At 45.1% G+C, this 20,048-nt stretch carries 15 protein-coding genes; 9 read left to right on the plus strand and 6 right to left on the minus strand.

All coding sequences use genetic code 11. The features are described 5' to 3' along the window. Positions 1-94 precede the first annotated feature (94 nt). Both Q4B79_RS02910 and Q4B79_RS02915 read left to right on the plus strand, forming a co-directional pair. A complete protein-coding gene (locus Q4B79_RS02910; RefSeq protein ID WP_303084964.1) occupies positions 95-1,924 on the plus strand; it encodes a helix-turn-helix domain-containing protein in 1,830 nt (609 codons plus the stop codon). Continuing rightward, entirely contained in the window at positions 1,921-2,949 is a 1,029-nt protein-coding gene (locus Q4B79_RS02915; protein ID WP_303084927.1) for a type I glyceraldehyde-3-phosphate dehydrogenase, read from the plus strand. Before Q4B79_RS02910 ends, Q4B79_RS02915 begins: the two co-directional genes overlap by 4 nt. Before the next feature lie 47 nt (positions 2,950-2,996). Here Q4B79_RS02915 and Q4B79_RS02920 read toward each other — a convergent pair whose 3' ends face one another. The 4 genes from Q4B79_RS02920 to Q4B79_RS02935 are packed head-to-tail and all read right to left on the minus strand — an operon-like array spanning position 2,997 to position 6,682. Further along, on the minus strand, positions 2,997-3,284 hold the full coding sequence (locus Q4B79_RS02920) for a YeaC family protein (RefSeq protein ID WP_303084928.1): 288 nt from the start codon (positions 3,282-3,284) through the stop codon (positions 2,997-2,999). Positions 3,285-3,295: 11 nt separating this feature from the next. After that, on the minus strand, positions 3,296-4,813 hold the full coding sequence (locus Q4B79_RS02925; RefSeq protein ID WP_303084929.1) for a helicase HerA-like domain-containing protein: 1,518 nt from the start codon (positions 4,811-4,813) through the stop codon (positions 3,296-3,298). A 60-nt stretch (positions 4,814-4,873) separates the two neighbouring features. Further along, positions 4,874-5,656: a polyphenol oxidase family protein gene (locus Q4B79_RS02930; RefSeq protein ID WP_303084930.1), complete on the minus strand. Its 783-nt coding sequence runs from the start codon at positions 5,654-5,656 to the stop codon at positions 4,874-4,876. 3 nt (positions 5,657-5,659) lie between these two features. Next, complete coding sequence (locus Q4B79_RS02935; RefSeq protein ID WP_303084931.1) at positions 5,660-6,682, minus strand: RluA family pseudouridine synthase; 1,023 nt, start codon at positions 6,680-6,682, stop codon at positions 5,660-5,662. Positions 6,683-6,822: 140 nt separating this feature from the next. On the opposite strand from Q4B79_RS02935, the gene Q4B79_RS02940 reads away from it, so the two are divergent. Continuing rightward, positions 6,823-7,893, plus strand: coding sequence for an outer membrane protein assembly factor BamD (locus Q4B79_RS02940; protein ID WP_303084932.1), 1,071 nt, complete (start codon positions 6,823-6,825; stop codon positions 7,891-7,893). Between the two features lie 96 nt (positions 7,894-7,989). After that, on the plus strand, positions 7,990-8,337 hold the full coding sequence (locus Q4B79_RS02945) for a PilZ domain-containing protein (protein WP_303084933.1): 348 nt from the start codon (positions 7,990-7,992) through the stop codon (positions 8,335-8,337). A gap of 91 nt (positions 8,338-8,428) precedes the next feature. Here Q4B79_RS02945 and glnE read toward each other — a convergent pair whose 3' ends face one another. Beyond that, positions 8,429-11,302, minus strand: a complete 2,874-nt coding sequence (gene glnE / locus Q4B79_RS02950) for a bifunctional [glutamate--ammonia ligase]-adenylyl-L-tyrosine phosphorylase/[glutamate--ammonia-ligase] adenylyltransferase (RefSeq protein ID WP_303084934.1) — start codon at positions 11,300-11,302, stop codon at positions 8,429-8,431. A 138-nt stretch (positions 11,303-11,440) separates the two neighbouring features. Between glnE and tusD the strand changes: the two genes are divergently transcribed. From tusD to Q4B79_RS02965, 3 genes are all read left to right on the plus strand, one after another. Continuing rightward, the gene (gene tusD, locus Q4B79_RS02955; protein ID WP_303084935.1) at positions 11,441-11,824 is read left to right on the plus strand and encodes a sulfurtransferase complex subunit TusD; all 384 of its coding nucleotides are present in this window, start codon (positions 11,441-11,443) and stop codon (positions 11,822-11,824) included. A 17-nt stretch (positions 11,825-11,841) separates the two neighbouring features. Continuing rightward, positions 11,842-12,147 (plus strand): hypothetical protein, encoded by a 306-nt coding sequence (locus Q4B79_RS02960; protein ID WP_303084936.1) that lies wholly within the window; start codon positions 11,842-11,844, stop codon positions 12,145-12,147. 70 nt (positions 12,148-12,217) lie between these two features. After that, entirely contained in the window at positions 12,218-12,550 is a 333-nt protein-coding gene (locus Q4B79_RS02965; protein WP_303084937.1) for a TusE/DsrC/DsvC family sulfur relay protein, read from the plus strand. Here Q4B79_RS02965 and Q4B79_RS02970 read toward each other — a convergent pair. Continuing rightward, positions 12,547-15,114, minus strand: coding sequence for a heavy metal translocating P-type ATPase (locus Q4B79_RS02970; protein ID WP_303084938.1), 2,568 nt, complete (start codon positions 15,112-15,114; stop codon positions 12,547-12,549). The two genes, Q4B79_RS02965 and Q4B79_RS02970, sit on opposite strands and share 4 nt — an antisense overlap. Positions 15,115-15,387: 273 nt before the next feature. Between Q4B79_RS02970 and Q4B79_RS02975 the strand changes: the two genes are divergently transcribed. Then, a complete protein-coding gene (locus tag Q4B79_RS02975) occupies positions 15,388-17,649 on the plus strand; it encodes a hypothetical protein (protein WP_303084939.1) in 2,262 nt (753 codons plus the stop codon). Positions 17,650-17,772: 123 nt separating this feature from the next. Further along, positions 17,773-19,527, plus strand: a complete 1,755-nt coding sequence (locus Q4B79_RS02980; protein ID WP_303084940.1) for a hypothetical protein — start codon at positions 17,773-17,775, stop codon at positions 19,525-19,527. Positions 19,528-20,048: the final 521 nt, after the last annotated feature.

A 20,048-nucleotide genomic window follows, 5' to 3' on the forward strand; every position in this document is an offset into this window, starting at 1 on the left:
CCCCATTGTAGCACAAATCCCCCACCCAAAAAATTTATACTTTTTTTCTTTGGGTAAAAATGCTATGCTACACCTTTTAGCAAACCAATCCGCCATGAGACAGACAACCGCACTCGACATCTTAAAAACAGGACAAAACGTCTTTTTGACAGGGCAGGCAGGGGCAGGCAAAACCTACGTCCTAAACCAATACATTCACTATTTGCGAGTGCGTGGTGTATCCGTTGCGACCACTGCCAGCACAGGCATAGCCTCCACCCACATGAACGGCATGACCGTCCACGCATGGTCTGGCATGGGCATCAAGGACAGCTTTACCGATGAGGATTTTAAACGCCTAAAATCTCGGCAGGTGGTCATTGACCGCCTAAAAGACACACACGCACTCATCGTGGACGAGATTTCTATGCTTCATGCTCGGCAGGTGGATTTACTAGATGAGATTTTGCGGGTGGTGCGAGAAAATGATATGCCCTTTGGCGGACTACAAGTTATTTTTTCAGGGGATTTTTTTCAGCTACCGCCCATCGGCAAAAAAGACGAAAACAACAAAGAAAAATTTGCATTCATGGCAAAGGCATGGAAAAGTGCCAATTTCCAAATCTGCTATCTATCCGAACAGCACCGCCAAGCAGGGCATGACGAGCGTGAACAATTTGGCATGAGCCTAAATGACATCTTAAACCAAATCCGAGCCCAAGACGTAGACACGCAAGCACAGGATATTTTGCTAAGTACTCGCCATCACGACATCGGCACGCATTACACACGTCTTTATACCCATAATGCCAACGTGGATAATATCAACCAAGAACAGCTTGCCAAGCTAGATAGCGACCCACACACCTTTGAATGCACCACGTATGGCGATAAAACTCTGCTTGAAATGCTCATCAAAAACGTCAAAACCCCCCAAAGCCTAACCTTAAAAGTAGGGGCAAAAGTCATGTTCGTAAAAAACAATACCACCTTAAATGTCTTTAATGGCACGATGGGCGAGGTGGTGGATTTTACGGCACTACCACAAGCAGACATCGAAACTGGCAAACAGTTTAGCTCCATCAAATACCCCCTTGTTCGCCTAAATAGCGGTCGCACGGTGCTTGCTGAGCCTGATGAATGGACGATAGAGGATAATCAAGGCGAGATTTTGGCAAGTTTTAGTCAAATCCCCCTGACACTGGCTTGGGCGATTACCGTTCACAAATCGCAAGGCATGACGCTTGATTCTGCCGAGATTGACTTATCTCGCACTTTTGAGATGGGTCAAGGCTACGTTGCTCTATCACGCCTACGCTCACTGGGCGGACTGCGTCTTTTAGGCATGAACAAAAACAGCCTACTGCTTGATGATTGGGTATTTCACATCAATCGTCGTCTGCTTGAAATTGCTGATGAACAGACCGAAAAATTTCATCAAATCGATGCAGACACGCTGGCTAATATCCACAAACAATTTATCATTGCCTGTGATGGCATTAGTGATGAAGCCAAAATTAAGCGTCAAGAAAAACTACACCAAAAAATCAAAGACGAACACGCCCAAAAACAACACATTCTCGCCAATCAAACACAAACTGCCAGCCCCAAAACCCTTGATGAGACCTATGCCCTAATCCAAGAAAATCTATCCATTGATGAGATTGCCACCAAACGCAATCTTGCCAAATCCACCATCATCAATCACATCAGCGAACTCATCGCCTGTCATGGCAAAGAGGATTTTATGAGGTTCTCTCCTAGCGAAGATGAATTAAATGACATCAAGCATATTTATGATAAGCTCGATGCACAAGGCGAATTTACAGACGGGGTCAAACTTCGCCCCATCGTAGAGATGAGCAAAAAAGGCAACGGTTACTACAACACCGTACGGCTGGCTTTGGCATTTTTGGGTATCAGCACCAAAAAGGATAACACATGAAACTTCGCCTTGCCATCAACGGCTTTGGACGCATTGGGCGTATGCTGGTGCGGGCATATGTGGCAAATTTGGATAAATTTGACCGCCTTGACATCATCGCCATCAACGACATCGCAGACGCATCCACTCTCCTACATTTGCTCAAATTTGACAGCACGCATGGACGGCTAAACGCAGATGCCTTTATCCAAGATGACACACTCATTATCCAAAAACAGGGTAAAACACTATGCCAAATCCTACTTCTCAACCAAAAAAATCCCCAAGCGTTGGCGTGGGGCGAGCTTGGTGTGGATGTGGTGCTTGAATGCACGGGGCATTTTCGCTCTTATGATGATGCCAACTTACACCGCACAGCAGGGGCAAGGCAAGTCATCATCGGCTCTGCTCCCTTTGATACGGTAGATGCCAGCGTGGTGGTGGGTGTCAATGAACAAAGCCTACACAGACAGCTCCCCATCATCTCAGGCGTGTCCTGCACCACCCAAGCACTCGTGCCATTACTACACACTTTACATCAAGCATTTGGGCTAGATAGCGTGATGATGACCGAAGTCCATGCCGTTACCGCCGACCAGACAGTGCTTGACCAAGCCCATCGAGACCTAAGGCGAGCCCGTGCCTCAGGACAAAATATCATTCCCACCACGTCAAGCAGTATCAATGCCAGCGTGCGAGTGTTGCCATTTTTACAAGGTAAGTTAAGCGGGCATTCCATCCGAGTACCGACCATCAATGTCGCCTGCATCGATGTCAATGTGGTTTTTACGCACACGCCCACCCTTGATGAAGTAAAACACCTACTCCAATACACAAGCCAAACCAGCTTGCGTGGCGTCATGGACTATACCGATGAGCCGTTGGTGTCGTCTGATTTTATCGGTGATACGCATTCGCTCATCATTGACGGCGGTCAGCTCATGCAGGCAGGCGAGCAGTTTAAAATCCTAGCTTGGTATGATAATGAAGTGGGCTATGCCAATCGTTTATTGGATATGTGCCATCATCTTGCATGTTCATCATAAACCAAAATACCAGCACACATAAAAATAGGGGTATGCACCCCTATCAATCACTTAAACTTCACAGGCTGTTCGATATTAGGATAATGATGTTCATGCTCAACATCGCACGCCTCGCCCACCGTGTTACCTTTATTGTCTTTGGGCTTTTCGATATAGCCTGTGCGTTCATGAATAGGCAAATACTCATACTCCCACACCATGACCGCTTGCATGCAAGTTTGGCGTTGCTCGTCCGTTAGACGCACGCCATTTTCCCATTTGCCAATCTCAATGGCGGTGCGAAACTTAGCAACAATCTCGGGAGTTAAACTATCTAAAATATCTTGCTTATTCATATAACACCCCTTTATTTTAATAAATTCTTAATCACACCCATCAATCCACGACTGATGGCTCTGGTGGCTTGTTTGTTGAGCTGATTACCCAAAGCGTCCGCCACATTATACGCCACACCTTGATTGCTGCTTTTTCTAGCACCAGAGAGCCCACTAATGAAACCATCTAACGCTCCCAGCTCCTTTTTGGCTTGGGGGTTATTTTGGGGTTTTGTGGGGGCTTGGGAGGATAAATCTTGCTCTGGCGTGGCGTTTTGCAACTCGTTTAACGCCTCAAACGCCGAATAATTATCCACGCTGTCTTTATAATACCGATACAAAACATCGCTTTGGTATTTTGCTTGACATTCCTCAACAGTCAGCGGAGTTAGCATGGAGGCAGGTGGCAAAATGTACGCACGCTCTACCACGCTGGGCATACCCTTATCATCCAAAAATGACACCAACGCCTCGCCCACCCCAAGCTCACTGATGACCTTAGCAACATCAAGATTGGGGTTGGTACGAAATGTCTCTGCCGCTGCCTTGACCGCCTTTTGGTCGCGTGGCGTAAATGCACGCAGGGCATGCTGAACACGATTGCCAAGCTGTCCTAAGATGGCATCTGGTAAATCCAATGGGTTTTGGGTCACAAAATACACCCCCACTCCCTTGGAGCGAATCAGCCTAACCACCTGCTCCACCTGCTCGGTCAAAGTGCCAGAGGCCTTATCAAATAACAAATGTGCTTCATCAAAAAACAGTACAAATTTTGGCTTTTCAAGGTCGCCCACCTCTGGGAATTTTTCAAAAATCCGTGCCAAAAACCACAATAAAAACGCACTATACATGCGTGGCGAAAGCATGAGTTTTTGGGCGTTTAGGATATTAATCACGCCTTTATCGCCCTCAGTTTGTACCCAGTCCTCTAAATTGAGTTCAGGCTCGCCAAAAAAGGTATCACCCCCCTCACTTTCAAGCTGTAACAACTGACGTTGTATCGCTCCAATGCTGGCAGATGAGACGTTGCCATATTCGGTGCGGTAGGTTTTGGCATTATCTGCCACGTGCGTGAGCATGGCTTTTAGGTCTTTTAGGTCGATAAGTAGCCAGCCATTGTCATCTGCCACCTTAAAGACCAGATTAAGCAGTCCCTCTTGGGTGTCGTTAAGGTTCATAAGTCTAGCAAGCAACATCGAACCCATGTCGCTGACCGTAACTCGCACAGGAATGCCGTTTTCGCCGTACACGTCCCAAAAACGCACAGGAAACCCCGACAAATAACCCTCATCAAGCCCAAACTGTGCCATTCTCTCGCCAATCTTACCACCAGATGAACCCGCACGACAAATCCCCGATAAATCCCCCTTGACATCCACCAAAAACACAGGCACGCCAGCACGACTAAACTGCTCCGCCATCTGACGCAGTGTTACTGTTTTGCCGGTACCTGTCGCACCTGCAATTAGTCCATGACGATTTGCCATGTTGCCCAATAAATTTAGCTCGCTGTCAGTGTCGATACTGCGCGCAATGGGAAATACGCTCATAAATTACCTTTTAATAACTTCAATGACTGCGATTATACTGGCTTTTTTAAATGAAGTAAATTACAACTTAACAATCACCATCGCCATACGTCCTGTGGCTCTTTTTTTGGCGTGGGTTTGTTGGCGATAAGAGTATAAGTTGGGCGTGTCATAACTGCATGGCACATCATCATTCATCACGGTGATGTTTAAATGAGCTAATTGTAGCCGAGTGAGTTTGACAATATCAATCAGGCATTTGTCATTTTCTTTGTCAACAATAATGGCTTGATATAATTCATCAAACGTCAAATCAACAAGATTTTTATCAATCACACCATTTATAATATCATTTGCCAATGCTTTATCAATTTCATAATTGGCTTGGCTAATGCACGCCCCAATAATGGCTTTGATGTTTTTATTATCAAATTGATTGGTGGTATTTTTGATAATGCCTTTTACCAAACCTTGCCAGCCTGCATGAATGCAAGCAATCTGGCTTTTTTCGCCATCATCATTAAATAACGCAATTGGCACACAATCCGCTGTCATGATGGATAATGCCACGTCTTTTTTATCACTAATCAAAGCATCGCCATTTTGCAACTTATTATCATCAGCACAAATAACCACATCGCTGTGAATTTGGTTTAGCCAATGGATTTGGTTAATACGATGATGGGTAAGTTTATTTAAGGCGGTCAATAAATTGGCACGATTTATTAAAACTCTCTTACCATCATCGCCAACGTGCATGCCCATATTATATTGTCCATACACATCATCGCCCCATTTATCAAACTGCCCTGCGTGCGTTTGGATAACAAGAGTGTGATTATCTTGGTATAATACCTCAAACATGGCTTATCCCTCACCTTGTAACAGTTTAATCATGTCCGCCATGTCAGATGGTAGCGGTGCTTCAAATACCAATGCTTGATTGGTGGCAGGGTGAACAAAACCCAATTTATGAGCATGCAGAGCTTGACGAGGAAAATCTATCACCGCCTGACGTACATCAGGGGCAAGTCCTGCTTTGGGTAACGTGCCATAGACTTTGTCGCCAAGCAGGGCATGACCGACATGGGACAGATGTACACGGATTTGGTGAGTGCGTCCTGTTTCTAGTCGTACCGTGAGCAAGCTATAATGCGTGCCTAATGCTTGGGCGTGCGTGATGTGGGTTACGGCAGGTTTGCCAGCATCCGTAACGGTCATTTTGGTGCGGTGAATGCGATGACGGCCAATGGGAGCATCAATGGTGGTATGACGCAAAACATCACTCGGTACGCCTGTGGCAATCGCCACATATTCACGATAGACTGATTTGTCTTTGAGCTGTTCGGTCAAATCTAGCTGGGCGGTTTTGGTGCGAGCAACCACCAGTAGCCCTGAGGTATCTTTGTCAATGCGATGTACTAGCCCCGCTCGTGGCAGGTGGGCGTTATCAGGATAGTGATAAAGCAAGGCATTGACGAGCGTACCCGTCGGATTGCCCGCCCCCGCATGAACCACGAGCCCCACAGGTTTGTTAATCACAATAACCGCCTCGTCCTCATAGATGACATCAAGCGGAATATTTTCAGGCAAATCCTCACCATGATTGGTTAGGGTTGCCACTAAAGTCAGCTCATCGCCTACTTTGACGGCGTATTTATTTTTTTGGGAATTACCATTGACCAGTAGACACCCCTCATCAATAAAGCCCTGTATCTGCACTCGTGAAAAGCCAAGAAATACTTGGCTAGCAATTTTATCCAAACGCACACCCACCTGCCCATCGCTGATGATGTGTCGCTGGCTTTGGGTCTTATCTGGCATGTCCACCAAGCCATCATCGCAGTCATCGAGCATAAGTCTGTCGCCATCAAGTTGATTGTCCATCATAAATTAAAACTTCGTGTCAAATTTGGTTATTTTAGCATTTTTTAAGAAATTTATCGGATTTTATTTTGATAATGTTAAATCTTAAAAATTTATGATAAACTAAGGGGAATTTAAGTATCATTTATGATTTTGGACAAAATATGAACAATACCACCAACCTCTCCAAATTCGCCCTAACTGCCATCACTGCTGGCATCTTAACACTCTCTGGCTGTTCTACCGTCAAAGGTATGGTAAAAAAAGACGAAAAAGTCGTCCAAAGTGCCGAAAAAACCGAGCTGGATTATTACCAGTCCGCCCAAGACTCTCTTAATAAAAACCACAACAACGAAGCCATCAAAGCACTTAGCTCGCTTCGCACCTTTTATCCCACAGGCAGATATGCAGAGCAAGCACTGCTTGACCTTATGTATGCTCAGTATCGTGCCAAAGACTTTGAGACGGTCGTCAAAAGTACAGAAGAATTTCTTCGTCTGTATCCTACCAGTCGCCACGCAGATTATGCCTTATATGTACAAGGCGTTACCAACATGGGCGGTGCTCCCAAAGCGTCCAGACTATTTACGCTAGACCAATCACAAAGGGACATCACTTATCTTAGATTGGCGTTTAATGATTTTCAAAAACTGATTAATTTCTACCCAAACAGCCAGTACGCCCCAGATGCCGCCCAACGCATGATAGCCATCTACAACGACTTTGCCGAACATCAACTGGTTGCCGCTCGTTGGTATGTCAAGCGTGAAGCCTATCTTGCAGCTGCAAACCGTGCCAAATGGGTATTTCAATACTTTCCCCAATCTGAGGGTGTGGCAGAGTCCATTGCAATTTTGGCATACAGCAATGAAAAATTGGGACTTACCGATACCGCCAACCAATACAAAACCCTACTACAAATCAACCACCCAGAATATCTTGATGCTAACGGACAAGTTAAAATTGGCGGACATAAGTCCTTTGCCAAGCGAGCCTTGCACTCTGTAAGTTTTGGTAAATTTGGCAAGGTCAGCGATAATGACAGTCAAGGTAGTGTTGGTACTTATACTGGGGCGACACGCACGCAAGTGATTACCTCCGCCCAAGCACTTACCCTCCCAAAAACCGACCTGCCAGAAGCACCCAAATCTACCGACACACACAATCGTCGCAGTATCGGTTTGGGGCTACCCGCCAGCGATGTGGAGGCAGGACACACCAACGAAACACGCTAATCATTTGGCAAAATCTACCTTTTGACGGCGGATTTTGCCAAACGCTGACATTCATGATAAAATCCCCATCAGATTTATAAAATTTTAGGATTATTTATGGCAATGCCCGTTCGTGGTGGTATTCTCACTTGCAATATCACTGACATTCCCACTCTATACAGTAGCTATATTTCCTTTGTAACCAACAGCGGTATTTTTGTGCCAAGTGCCAGAAAGCATAATTTGGGCGAAGATGTGTTCGTGGCGTTTACCTTGCCTGGCTCTACCGAACGTTATCCTGTTAACGGCAAAATCGTTTGGATTAACGAAAAAGGCACACCCCAAAAGCCAGCTGGTTTTGGCATGCAGTTTGGTACTAACCCCAACAGCCTAAAACTAAAAAATGAGATTGAAAGACTGCTTGCTGGGGAAGTAGAATCTGTCAAGCCTACTTACACCATGTAAGCCACTCATCAAACCCCAACCATCAACCCATCTTAACTCATTGATGGGTTGTTTTCCTGTGCTCGTCAAAACAAGACTTGGTATCGTTTCGTTATTCGCCTACGACCTCACTCCATACACCACACACAAATGCCCTGATGGCTTGCCAGTTTTCGTCATCAACCACCACTTGTTTTTCGGATAACGCCAACTCATGCGTAGCTTTTCGTAAATCCAAATAAGCCTGCGTCAGTCTATCACACCAACTTGCTGACCACAGTCCGCTGATTGCCACTTGCTCAAAAATTCGCACATTATCCGACCAAATCGCCAAATTTTTATGTTCGTGAGAATGACTTAGCACCATAAATTGTGCCAAAAACTCAATATCAATGAGTCCCCCAAAGTCCTGCTTGATATGAAATGGACGAGAGGTTAGACCATGTTTATTATCCGTATCTTTTGAGCCTAAGTGCTCTTTCATTTTTTGACGCATGGACAGCACATCTTGTCGCACCTGCTGAGTGTCTCGCCTTGTGGTTAGCACCTGATGTCGCACTTCATCAAACGCACCTAGCACCGCCTTATCGCCTGCTACGCCTCTGGCTCTCACCAGTGCTTGATGTTCCCACGCCCACGCTTTTTCGTGCTGATACAGTTTAAAGGCATTAACCGACACCACCATCACGCCTGCATTGCCCGAAGGTCGAAGTCTCATATCAAGCTCATAAGCCCTGCCATCTCTGGTTTGTGTTGTCAGATAGGCGATGACCTTTTGGACAAGACGTGAGGCAAATTTCATACCGCTGATGGGCTTGACATCGCCACCTACTGTCTGTGCTTTTTCGTCAATGTCATGCAAAAACACCACGTCCAAATCCGAAGCATAAGACATCTCCAAACCACCCAGCTTACCATAACCGATAATGGCAAACCCACACTGCTCTTCATTGGTTTGCGTGCTATCGCCTCGCAGTGGATAGCCATGTTTGGCTGTCAGTTCCTCATAGGCTCGGTGCAAGGCTGATTGTAGCACCACCTCTGCAATAAAAGTCAAGCTGTCTGATACCTTCATGATATGACGAAGCCCCAACACATCAGCTGTTGCCACCGCCAAAACTTGTGATTTTTTAAAGGCACGAATTACCGTCAAATAATGCTCATCATCAAAGGGTAGCACCCGAAGTAGTTGCTGACGCAAAATGTCTGTCAGCTCCTCTTTGTCAGGCAAATGCAAATAACGTTGCTGTAAGAAATTATCCAGTAGCATGGGGTGTAGTGCCAACTCACGAGCAATCCAAGAACTTGCCGACAACATCGGGATTAGCTTCATGGTGGCATCTGGGTTTTCGGCAATCATCACAAGATAAATAGAACGACGACAGATGGCTTCTAGTAAATTAATTAGTCGTGGCACTGCGACATTGGCACGAGAAACCCCCTCATTTTTGGCATGATGATACAGTGCGTGCAATAAAATGGGGTAGGCTCTTTCTAGGCGGGATTTGGCTTCACTTTCTAATGACAGTACCATTTTTGATTGCCAAAACTCCCGAAGTGCTGTCAAACTTGCCTCATCTAGCAGTCCTTGAAGCTCGCCATCTAGTGTCGATTGGGAGGTGATGGGCTGTTTGGGGCTTTGGCGGTCTGTTACCATGCGATTAAAGGGGATTAGAACGTTTTGACGATGATGATTAAGCTGACTTCTAAATGCCTCAACTCCCTCAAACCCCATGACGCAAGCCACCGCCGACAGCTCCTCCCCCATTGGTAGCCTTTGGGTTTGTTCATCATGTCGTGCCTGAATGGCGTGTTCTAATCGCCTTAAAAAACGATACGCTTGCGTTAAATTTTTCGTCTCATTCTCATCAAGATAATCCAACTTGCCAAGCACCGCCAGCACATCAAGACATGCCGATTTTTCGCCAAGCACCACATGATGTCCGCCATAGATGAGCGAGAACGCCTGTGCGATAAACTCAATATCACGAATACCGCCCACGCCCAGCTTCACATTATCCACATCTTGCCTTTGTTCCTGCTGTCCGACAATCATTGTTTTAATTTCACGCAAAGCAGAAAACGCCGTATAATCAATATAGTAGCGATACACAAAATTAGAAATCGCCACCGACAGATTATCCAAAAAAGGTCGACTTACACCATTAATCACTCTTGCTTTTAGCCACGCAAACCGCTCCCAAGTCCGCCCATGCTGACCAAAGTATTTTTGTAGGGCAGGCAAGCTCATCACTAAGGGCGAGCCGTCCCCCCAAGGACGAAGTCTCATGTCCACACGAAACACAAAACCATGCTGTGTCTTATCGTCAAGCAGTCGGATAATGCCACGACCTAAATTTGTCATAAACTTTTGATTTTCAATGATTTTTTTGCCAATTTGACTAACATCTGTATCGCCCGTTCCCACATGCACAAAAATCAAATCAATATCGCTTGATAAATTAAGCTCTCTTGCTCCAAGCTTACCCATGGCAATGATGGCAAATTCATCAGGCGATGGCTGGTTCTTGCCTGCTTTTGATGATTTTTGTCCATCACAGCTTTGGGTCATTGGCACACCGTATCTTAAAGTCAGCTTATACCAAACATAATCCTTGGCAAAGCACACACAAGCGTCAGCAAAATCCGACAGTTCAGCAGTCAGCTGTTCAAGCTCGATAAGCCCCAAAGCATCTTGCCAAATCCATTTTAGCATGAGCATGGCACGAAGCTCTCGCAAGCCCTGCATGACCGATGGCTCGTCCGCCTGCTCGATGAGCGTCTGTCTATCAGGCACATCAAGCCCTGCAAATTTCATCACAAATTCACAAATCAACTCATCAAAACAGGTGTGATTAAGCGGATAATCAAACGAAAATCTTGTCAAAAAGTCATTTGCTTGGGCTGTTTTTTTGTGATAAATGGCACTGGCAAAGGGGCTGGCAAGACCAAGCATGTCCAGCTCACCTGCACTGGGAGTAAACATAATCATACCCTATAAGTTTGGCAAAATGTTAAAGTTGATGTGTCGCAAATTTGTGGCATACACCCCAAATATTTTACACCAAATTTTTAAAATTAAGCTATAATATAAAATCAATAAAAATAAGAAAATTTATCATCTATGGCACAGACGTTATTATTAATTACCAGCTCGCCTCACTCCCATCAGGGCAAAAAAGCCCTTGATACCGCCAAAGAGTTGCTTGAAAAAAATGTACCTGTTTTGGTGTTTTTTTATGGCGATGGAGCTTATACGGCAAACCGTCTCATTTGGCAGACCGCTGATGTTCCCAGCATTCCCCATGCGTGGTGTGATTTGGCGAGGCAATACAACCTAAAACTACCCGTATGCGTCAGCACCGCCCTAGCTCGTGGTATCAGCGATGAGGAAAACGCCAAAAGACATGGGCTAACCAGCGAAAATCTGCTCACGCCATTTTATTTAGTGGGGCTATCTGAACTACTTTTACAGATAACAGACGACACAACCTTAATCCAGTTTTAGCCTCTGGACACAAATTTATGAATATTTTAATCAATATCCACACCGACAGCGAGCTTATCGCCTATGAAGCAATCGCTCTTGCATTTACGATGGCAAGTTTTGACCATCAGGTACAGCTGTTTTTGGGTGGTCGTAGCGATGTAGTATTACAAGACCCCAAAAGCCGACTTTATGGCATGATACAGTCGCTGGATTTATACGACATACCAAAAGCATGGCATGGTTTTGATGGCATCAATCATCTACCCTTAGACATTATAGACCACATCGAGGTAGCCCCCCAAGACGACCCAAGCCAATTTGACAGCGTGCTGTCTTTTTGATGATTTTGGTTTTTGAGCATGCTTTTTATCATTAAAACACCCCAAAAGTTTACAACACAATACTAAATTTATGTCAAATTCTCATTTAGCCGATTTATCCTTAGATGACGATGGACATCTCATCGACCATCAGGTTTGGACGCCAGCCATCGCCCAAAAACTTGCTGATACTTTGCAAGTTGAACTAACCGAAGTGCATTATCGCATTTTGGGGCAGGTGCGGGATTTTTTTGAAAAATATCATCACAGCCCCAGCACACGACCGCTCATCAAACATCTAAAACAAACTCTACCTGATGATGACATTGATAACGCCAAACTCCAAGCCTTATTTAATACTGGGCTGGTAGCACGTCATGTCAATCGCCTAGCGGGATTACCCAAGCCCCCCAACTGCCTCTAATCCTCCAAGCGAATTCTCGTGGCATTTAGCACCACAAAGAGACTCGATAGCGACATACCAATAGCCGCCAGCCAAGGCGGTACATAGCCTAGTGCCGCAGGAATGAGTATTAGCGAGTTATAAGTTACCGCCCACCGTAGATTCTGCCTGATGATGCGTTGGGTCTTGGTTGAGATGGATACAGCACGCATGATGGCTGTCAGCTTACCGCCAAGTAGTACACCATCGGCAGACACTTGTGCCAAGTCTGTCGCCCCTGCCATCGCCACCGAGACGTTTGCTGCCGCCAATACAGGAGCGTCATTAATGCCATCGCCCACCATCAGCACTTGATGTCCATTTTCTTGAAGTGCCTTAATATGAGCAACCTTTCCCTCAGGACTAAGCCCAAAACTCGCCTGCTCAATACCTAAGGTGCGTGCGATGTCTAGGGAATTGGGATTGGGGTCGCCTGTAAGCATGATGGGCGTGATGTTTTTTTGTTTTAGCTCATCGATGAGTATGCGTGCGTCGCTACGAATGGTATCATTAAAATAAAACCGTGCCAACACCTGCCATCTGTCATCGACATGCACCGACAAAAGCACAGACATATTTGCTCGGTAATACGCCAAATCCTCCACAAATTCCTCTGGCAACCCCTCCGCCCCATCTAGCACAAACCGCTCATGTCCAATCCGATACAGTCCACCCTCTATCTGCCCCTCTACACCGCCTGCGGTATGGTGCGTACTGTTTTGAACCACAGGTAAATGCAGTCCGTGTGTGGCACTAAGTAGTGCTTTTGCCACAGGGTGTTTTGAGCCAATTTCCAACGCAGCAGCGTATTTTAATGCCATCATTTCATCGTGTTTATCCGACTGCTTGCACACGGTTGCCAAAAGATTGGCTTGACCCACCGTCAGCGTGCCTGTCTTATCAAAACAAGCATGAGTGATGTCTGATAGACTCGAAATGGTATGCCCTCGTGTTGCCAAAAATCCAAAAGTCGCCAAACGATTGGTTGCCACCGTCAATGCAATGGGGGTCGCCAGCGACAATGCACACGGGCAAGTTGCCACCAGCACCGCCACGGTCGCCCAAAGTGCTTGATTTTTATCAATAAACCACCACACCGCAAACACTAGCACCGACAACACCAGCACACGTGCCACAAACCACCTAGACATTTTATCGGCATCTTGGGCGATTTTGGGTTTTTCGCTCATGGCACGATTCATCAAGCGGTCAATGAGTGCCATTTGGCTGTTTTGCACTTCCTTAGTAACCAGCATGACAAAGGGCTGGGCGTCGTTTTGACTACCGCCCACCATTTCATCGCCCATTGTTTTGACGATTAAATCACTCTCGCCCGTCAAAAGACTCTGCGATACTGTCGCTGTTTCTGACAACAAAATACCATCACAAATAATCTGCGAGCCAGCATCTACCAAAATCACATCGCCTACTTGCACCGATTGGGCAAGGACTTTATGCTCATCGGCGGTTTTGTCGATGGTATCTACCTGCTGATGAGTTTGCCACCATGAGTGAATGCTTGCCTTGTCAAGCTCTCCTTGATGGTACTTTGTGATGAGCTTACCATCATCTGATAATTTTTGAACCAATGTCGGCTCAATAACCACCAAATCCGATGCCATGTTGGAAGCTTTTAGGCGGGCATTTTGTTCGATGTATCGCCCAGCCAACAAAAAAAACACAAACATTGACACAGAGTCAAAATAAGTCTCACCAGATTGTGTCATGGTTGCGTACAAGCTTGCCAAAAAAGTAACCGCCAACGCAATGCTAACAGGCACGTCCATATTGACCTGACGGGCTTTTAGGGCGTTGTAGGCAGAAGCAAAAAATGGCGAGCCTGAATAAAAAATCACAGGCATGGTAACAATCAGCGCCACCAAACGCAAAAAATGTCGATGTTCATCTGCCATGCCTGAATAATCGCCAAAGTACATGCCGATTGAAAACATCATCGCCTGCATCGCACCCACCGCAGCCACGCCCAGCCTGATGAGCATTTGCTTGTTTTGGCGTTTTAACATCGCCTCGTGCGTATCTTGACGATAAGGACGTGCATCATACCCCACCGAATGCACCGCTTGTAATATCCGTCCGATGTCTGTTAAGTCATTATCCCAGCTCACTTGCATGCGTTGCTGAGTAAGATTTACCTGACAGGCACGCACACCATCTAGCTGTCTAAGCCTACTTTCAATGAGCCATGTACAGGCAGTACACCGCAGATTTGCCACCGACAGCTCGGCAGTATTAGCCCCATTTTCTTGATAGACAAATAAGGATTTGACATCATCATGATTATACGCCTCAAAATTCATGGCACTAGGCAGACTTGCCGTTGGGCTAATTTCTCGGCGGTCGAGATAATACTGCTCCAAACCCATCTCTACGATACTTTGTGAGGCAAGCTGACAACCCAAACAGCACATGGGTCTTTTTTCATCAAAAATTACCGTATAAAATGGCTCTTTTGGCAAAATCTCGCCACAATGAAAGCACGCTCCATCAGGCGGTAAAACTAAGGATTCAGACAGCAGATTGGACATGGCAAGCGATGACAACACAAAAAGACTTTGGCATTATAACATGATTTTAAGTGAGTTTCGTTGGATTTAAATACTTAGACGTGTTCCCATAAAAGCTCCACACGCCCTTGTCATTTTTGTTTTTTATCGAAAAGTACATGACCTTACAAATCCACGCCCACACGCATAAAATGTCATCACACCCTATTTAAAATTAAAAATATTTGTGTATAATGAGTGTTATTTATTTTATGGTTTTAATAAATCAATAATGGTCTGCCAAAAGGACATTTTATGCCACATCGCCCACACTTTATTTCCCTCAAAACCCTGACGCTTGCTATTGTTACGCTCATGGGTAGCTTGTCGCTATCTGCCTGCCAATCCACGCCAAATGACAAACCTAGCACAGCCATACAGGTAGGCACACCCTCCTTTAACGCCAAACAAACCCTAACGCAAGCACTGGCGACACACCTAAACAGCGAGCGTTATGCCGTGTCATCTACTCGTTATGTGGCAGAACCCCTATATATTAGCGACATCGACAAAGAAGCGGACAGTGCATGGACAACCGCCACAAAAGTGATGGCATTTAAGGATAAAGCACGCTATGATGGCTATTTGGCTGATGTGCCATTTATGACGTATGATGAGTATTTGGGTGAGTCTGATGAGTTGGGCGAACTGCCCTATCTACGCTACGGCGACGATGAGGATGCCCACACCGTGACTCGCACAGTCGGCATGAGCGATGAATATCAAGCTGTCTCTGCTCAAATCCTAGATTTGTACGCCGAGATTAACGACCACCTACTATCCGCCGATGCACGGAATTTTTTAAACGATAAAGGTCAATTCAACCAAACCACCTTTAAAAAAGACTTAGAAGATTTCGATAAAAAAATCAACCAAACCGCCAACGAATTATTAAAAGTCGCACAAGGCTACCAAATCAGCGACATTCGCCACCTACAATCATGCGTATCAGATTACAAAAACCAAAAACTCACCCTAACCAAAAATATCAAAAGCCACACCGAACTAGATAACATCGTAGAGGCACTTTACCGCTTAGAAATGTCGTCTAGCCATTGTTCGGTGGCGGTTTGGTATGATACTCAGCTTGAACCCTCCTATTATATCAATGATGCATCTGAACAAACACTCAACACACATTTAGCACAAAAACAGTGCCTGACAAAGCTGGTATCAACCAATCGACAGCTGTTTAGCGAAGGCAAAAACCATCACACCCACGCTGATGATTTTAGGGATAATCTAATGCAGTATTCTGAGTGCGATGGTAGCGTTGTTGAGCCATCTACCTATCATGATGCCGACCGTTATGAAGGAGTCTCTGGTTTTATTAAGGCATATAAGGACATGAAAGCCCAAGATGCCGACCAATCCAGTGTGGATGTGTCATCAGCCCTGCCTGCTTATCTACGCATGGGTATTAGCCTACTCAACCTAAAACAAACCCCAGAGCAAACCGTTGCCAAAAACCTCTATCAATATCAAAATTTTAGCCTAAGCGGTCTTACCCATCACAGCCCCACCACCCAAGTAGTTCGCTCGCTATACTCCATAGATTATGATACGCCCACCATCGTGCATTCTGCACAATTTCCCATGATGTTTGACCACGACAAAGGCGAGCTGAACGCTGATGTCTCGGCACTGCTACCTCTGATGGCACTCATCGCACCCAAACATGCTCCCATGCTCAAAGACATGCCAGATGGCTTGGTGTCATTCACTCTACCCCAAGAGCTACGTGAGCAAATCCCTACCGACGTGATTTATCGTGCAATTAATGACGGTATCGTAGCGGGTGTCAATGCATTACACAGCGAAAAGTTTACCCCAGTCGATTTTCGTGATGACCTCTTTGCCAAAGAAGTGGGGGCAAGTCGTGTCATCAAAATCACACTCGGCAGTAAGGAGCTTGGCACGCTATACGGTGTCATTGCCAAACACGTGGGGGCATCGCTAAATACCTACGTGCAAGAAAACCCAGCATATTATCCCAATACCTCCGATGAAACAGATGACAACCCAAATAAAATCAAACAATTAATCGATAATTTTACCACCCTAAATGGCAGTTATCACAGCAGTGATGTTGGTGGATTACTCCAAGTTATCGAAGCGGTCATGCCGTTTAGCTTAGATGGCACGGCGTATGTTTATTTGGATTCGTCAGGTAAAATCATTGCCCTACAAAACATCAGCCACATTCAAGACCAAATAGGTCTTACCACCACCCAAAGCATACAGCAGATTCGCTATGACAAAAAACAGTTTGATAAACACCTATTATCACGCCAGTTTAATGACACATTTAGTAAATCCGCCCAAGTGGACGGCACGGCGTTTTTTACACACCTTTTAGAAGAGCAAAAATTTGCAAAAGAAGCCAAATACGCTCGCTATGACTACGCCTACGATACCGTTTGGTCATCAACAGAAGCGTGTGCCAACGAACCAGAGGGCGATACTTGTATGGAGTTGACCTACGCCATCGAAAATGCTGTCAGCGAACCCAAATAACACCCAATAACATCAATCTACATCGTGCCAAATATTACGTAAAAATGAGAAAATCACAACAAATCATTTTTGATGACATAGTCCATCGGTATTTGGCACGCCAGACATTATTTAAGGAAAATCATGAAAAAATCTCATCGCCATCTCTTAGGTATCGCTGTTGCCAGCTGTTTTGTCAGTGCATGTGCCACCACTCAGCACACTGCTAGCACCACCAGCACTCCAAAAAGTACGTTAGAGAATGCCATTAAATCACAGCTTCGTTCGTCATTTGATTATCAAAGTGGCATATATATCTCAAACGACATTCGTCGTGATGCCTTATCGCACGCCACACCAGAACAGCTCAATGCCGTCCACCCCCAACAACAATGTGCAGACGCTCATGACAAGGCATACATCGCCCTGCTTCATCACGCCAAAGCCAATGACGAGAACATTAAAGATGATAAATACACCCCCCAAAAAGAACAAATCAAAAACGACTTTTTGGCATGCCAACAAGACATGAAAGCCAAACAAGCCTATCAACCTTTTGATTTGGAATCATTTTACCAAGAAACCAAGGGACAAGATGAAGCTGATTGGACAAAATCTTTTGCCCTTGCCATCGAAAATCATCTTGCCAATCAAGCCCCAAAGGAGATTGATACCTCACACACCGTGCTTGACGCCAAAAAAGCTGAATTATTGCACGAATACTTAATCCGCCCATCGAGCATTCAGATGATTGGCAGTTATCAGCCTCTGCATGGCAAAATTACCGCCTTACCCACATTTGACTACACCGCCAAGAACCTTAAAATGGCAATCCACCAACCCATCTATATCGACCTAAAAGCCGAAAAAGTCTATTTATGGGCGGATAACATCGCTCCGCTAAACAGTCAATTACTGGACAATAAACTAGGCGATTCATGGCACAACAAATGGCTGTACATTCCGCTAAATGACGGTAGCTTACCCAAAGATTTTACCAAAGACTTAGTAAAAGCCTATCTAAACGCCCAAAAAGAGGGTTTTATGACACTGCCTGACGAAGGTTTTTTGGCGGTCAGCCCAAAGAGTATCATGGATTTGCCATTTATCAGCCAAAATCTACCCTCTGATAAATTGACCCTCATACAAAATACCCCAACCATCATCAAAAATGCAACAGATACCAAAAGCAAGGCATATAGTGAGTATGTATTTGCCGACACTCTTTTTCAGGAGATGACCAACAAATACCCCATGCTGACCATGCAAATGCCAGATTTTTATGAGCGTGAGATTATTGATGGCGAGAGTATCATTCATGTAGTCAACAAAAACGACGATACGGAGCCTAACTTAGACACAAGCACCCCAACCGAGCTCAAAATCAACAGCGAGACGCTCATGCGTGGTCTGTTTTTATACTTGGGTAAAAAAGTTGATGATTATTATTATCAGCTATACCAAGCACAAGGCGAGGAAGCCCCAACAGCCCCCGAAAACAAATACGCCCCAGCCACGCATTATGGCATTGCCAACGGCAAAATCTCATGGGTGCACCAACGCCGTTACATCAATAACGCCAAAATGATGAGTGCAGATGAGCCTTTATTGGTGGACACATTTACCCAAATCCTCCCATATGGCAAAGCAGGAGAGTTTGGTCGCCTGCCAAGTGCCAGTCGCACGCCCACACCTGATAATAGCATCGATTTGTTTGCCTATCAAGAAGCACTAAGAACTCGCCTAAGCGAATCAAGCGAGTTGTCAACACCTCTTGCCTCTTATCTTGGTCGTGCGTTTTCTCGCCAAAATAACGATTTTGATGATGACATGGAGTATTTTGAGGAGGATTTTGACGACAATACCACGCCTGACGCAGAAGCATTACCAACACCATAACCCCCATGTATTGCCACATATGCCACACCCCTACCAGACCTAAGAGGTGTGGCATAGCAACAAATATCCCATCACAATAAAGTCATTCTTATTATGATTGATGAGTACAACCAAACATAACAAAATGATGGTGTATAGATGTATTTTTGGTTTTTGAAGTATTATATAAAGCATGGCTTATTATTAATACAAAAACCCTAATAAAATCAAAAGTATAATCAAATTATGATTTTCATGACTAGCGATAACGCCATGATAAAAAAATAAATATGGATACAGATGAATCGACCAGTCACACTCCCTACAATCGGGATAATCCAAAACAATACGGGATAAGTTGGGATATAAATTTGCAGTCTTACAGGAAAAGTAGGTGGTAATGCCTGTCTTTTTTATTGTCCTATTTTTAACACATGGATTAGCGACGGTAGGTGTTTTTGAGTGGTTGTTTTAGGTTGTGCACCAGATGTCAGGGCAGACAAGGCGACCTCTGTCAATCGTCTGCAATATGCCATAAAAAG

Origin of the sequence: Moraxella sp. (assembly GCF_030525845.1) — a bacterium.
In the GTDB taxonomy this organism is placed as follows: Bacteria; Pseudomonadota; Gammaproteobacteria; order Pseudomonadales; family Moraxellaceae; genus Moraxella.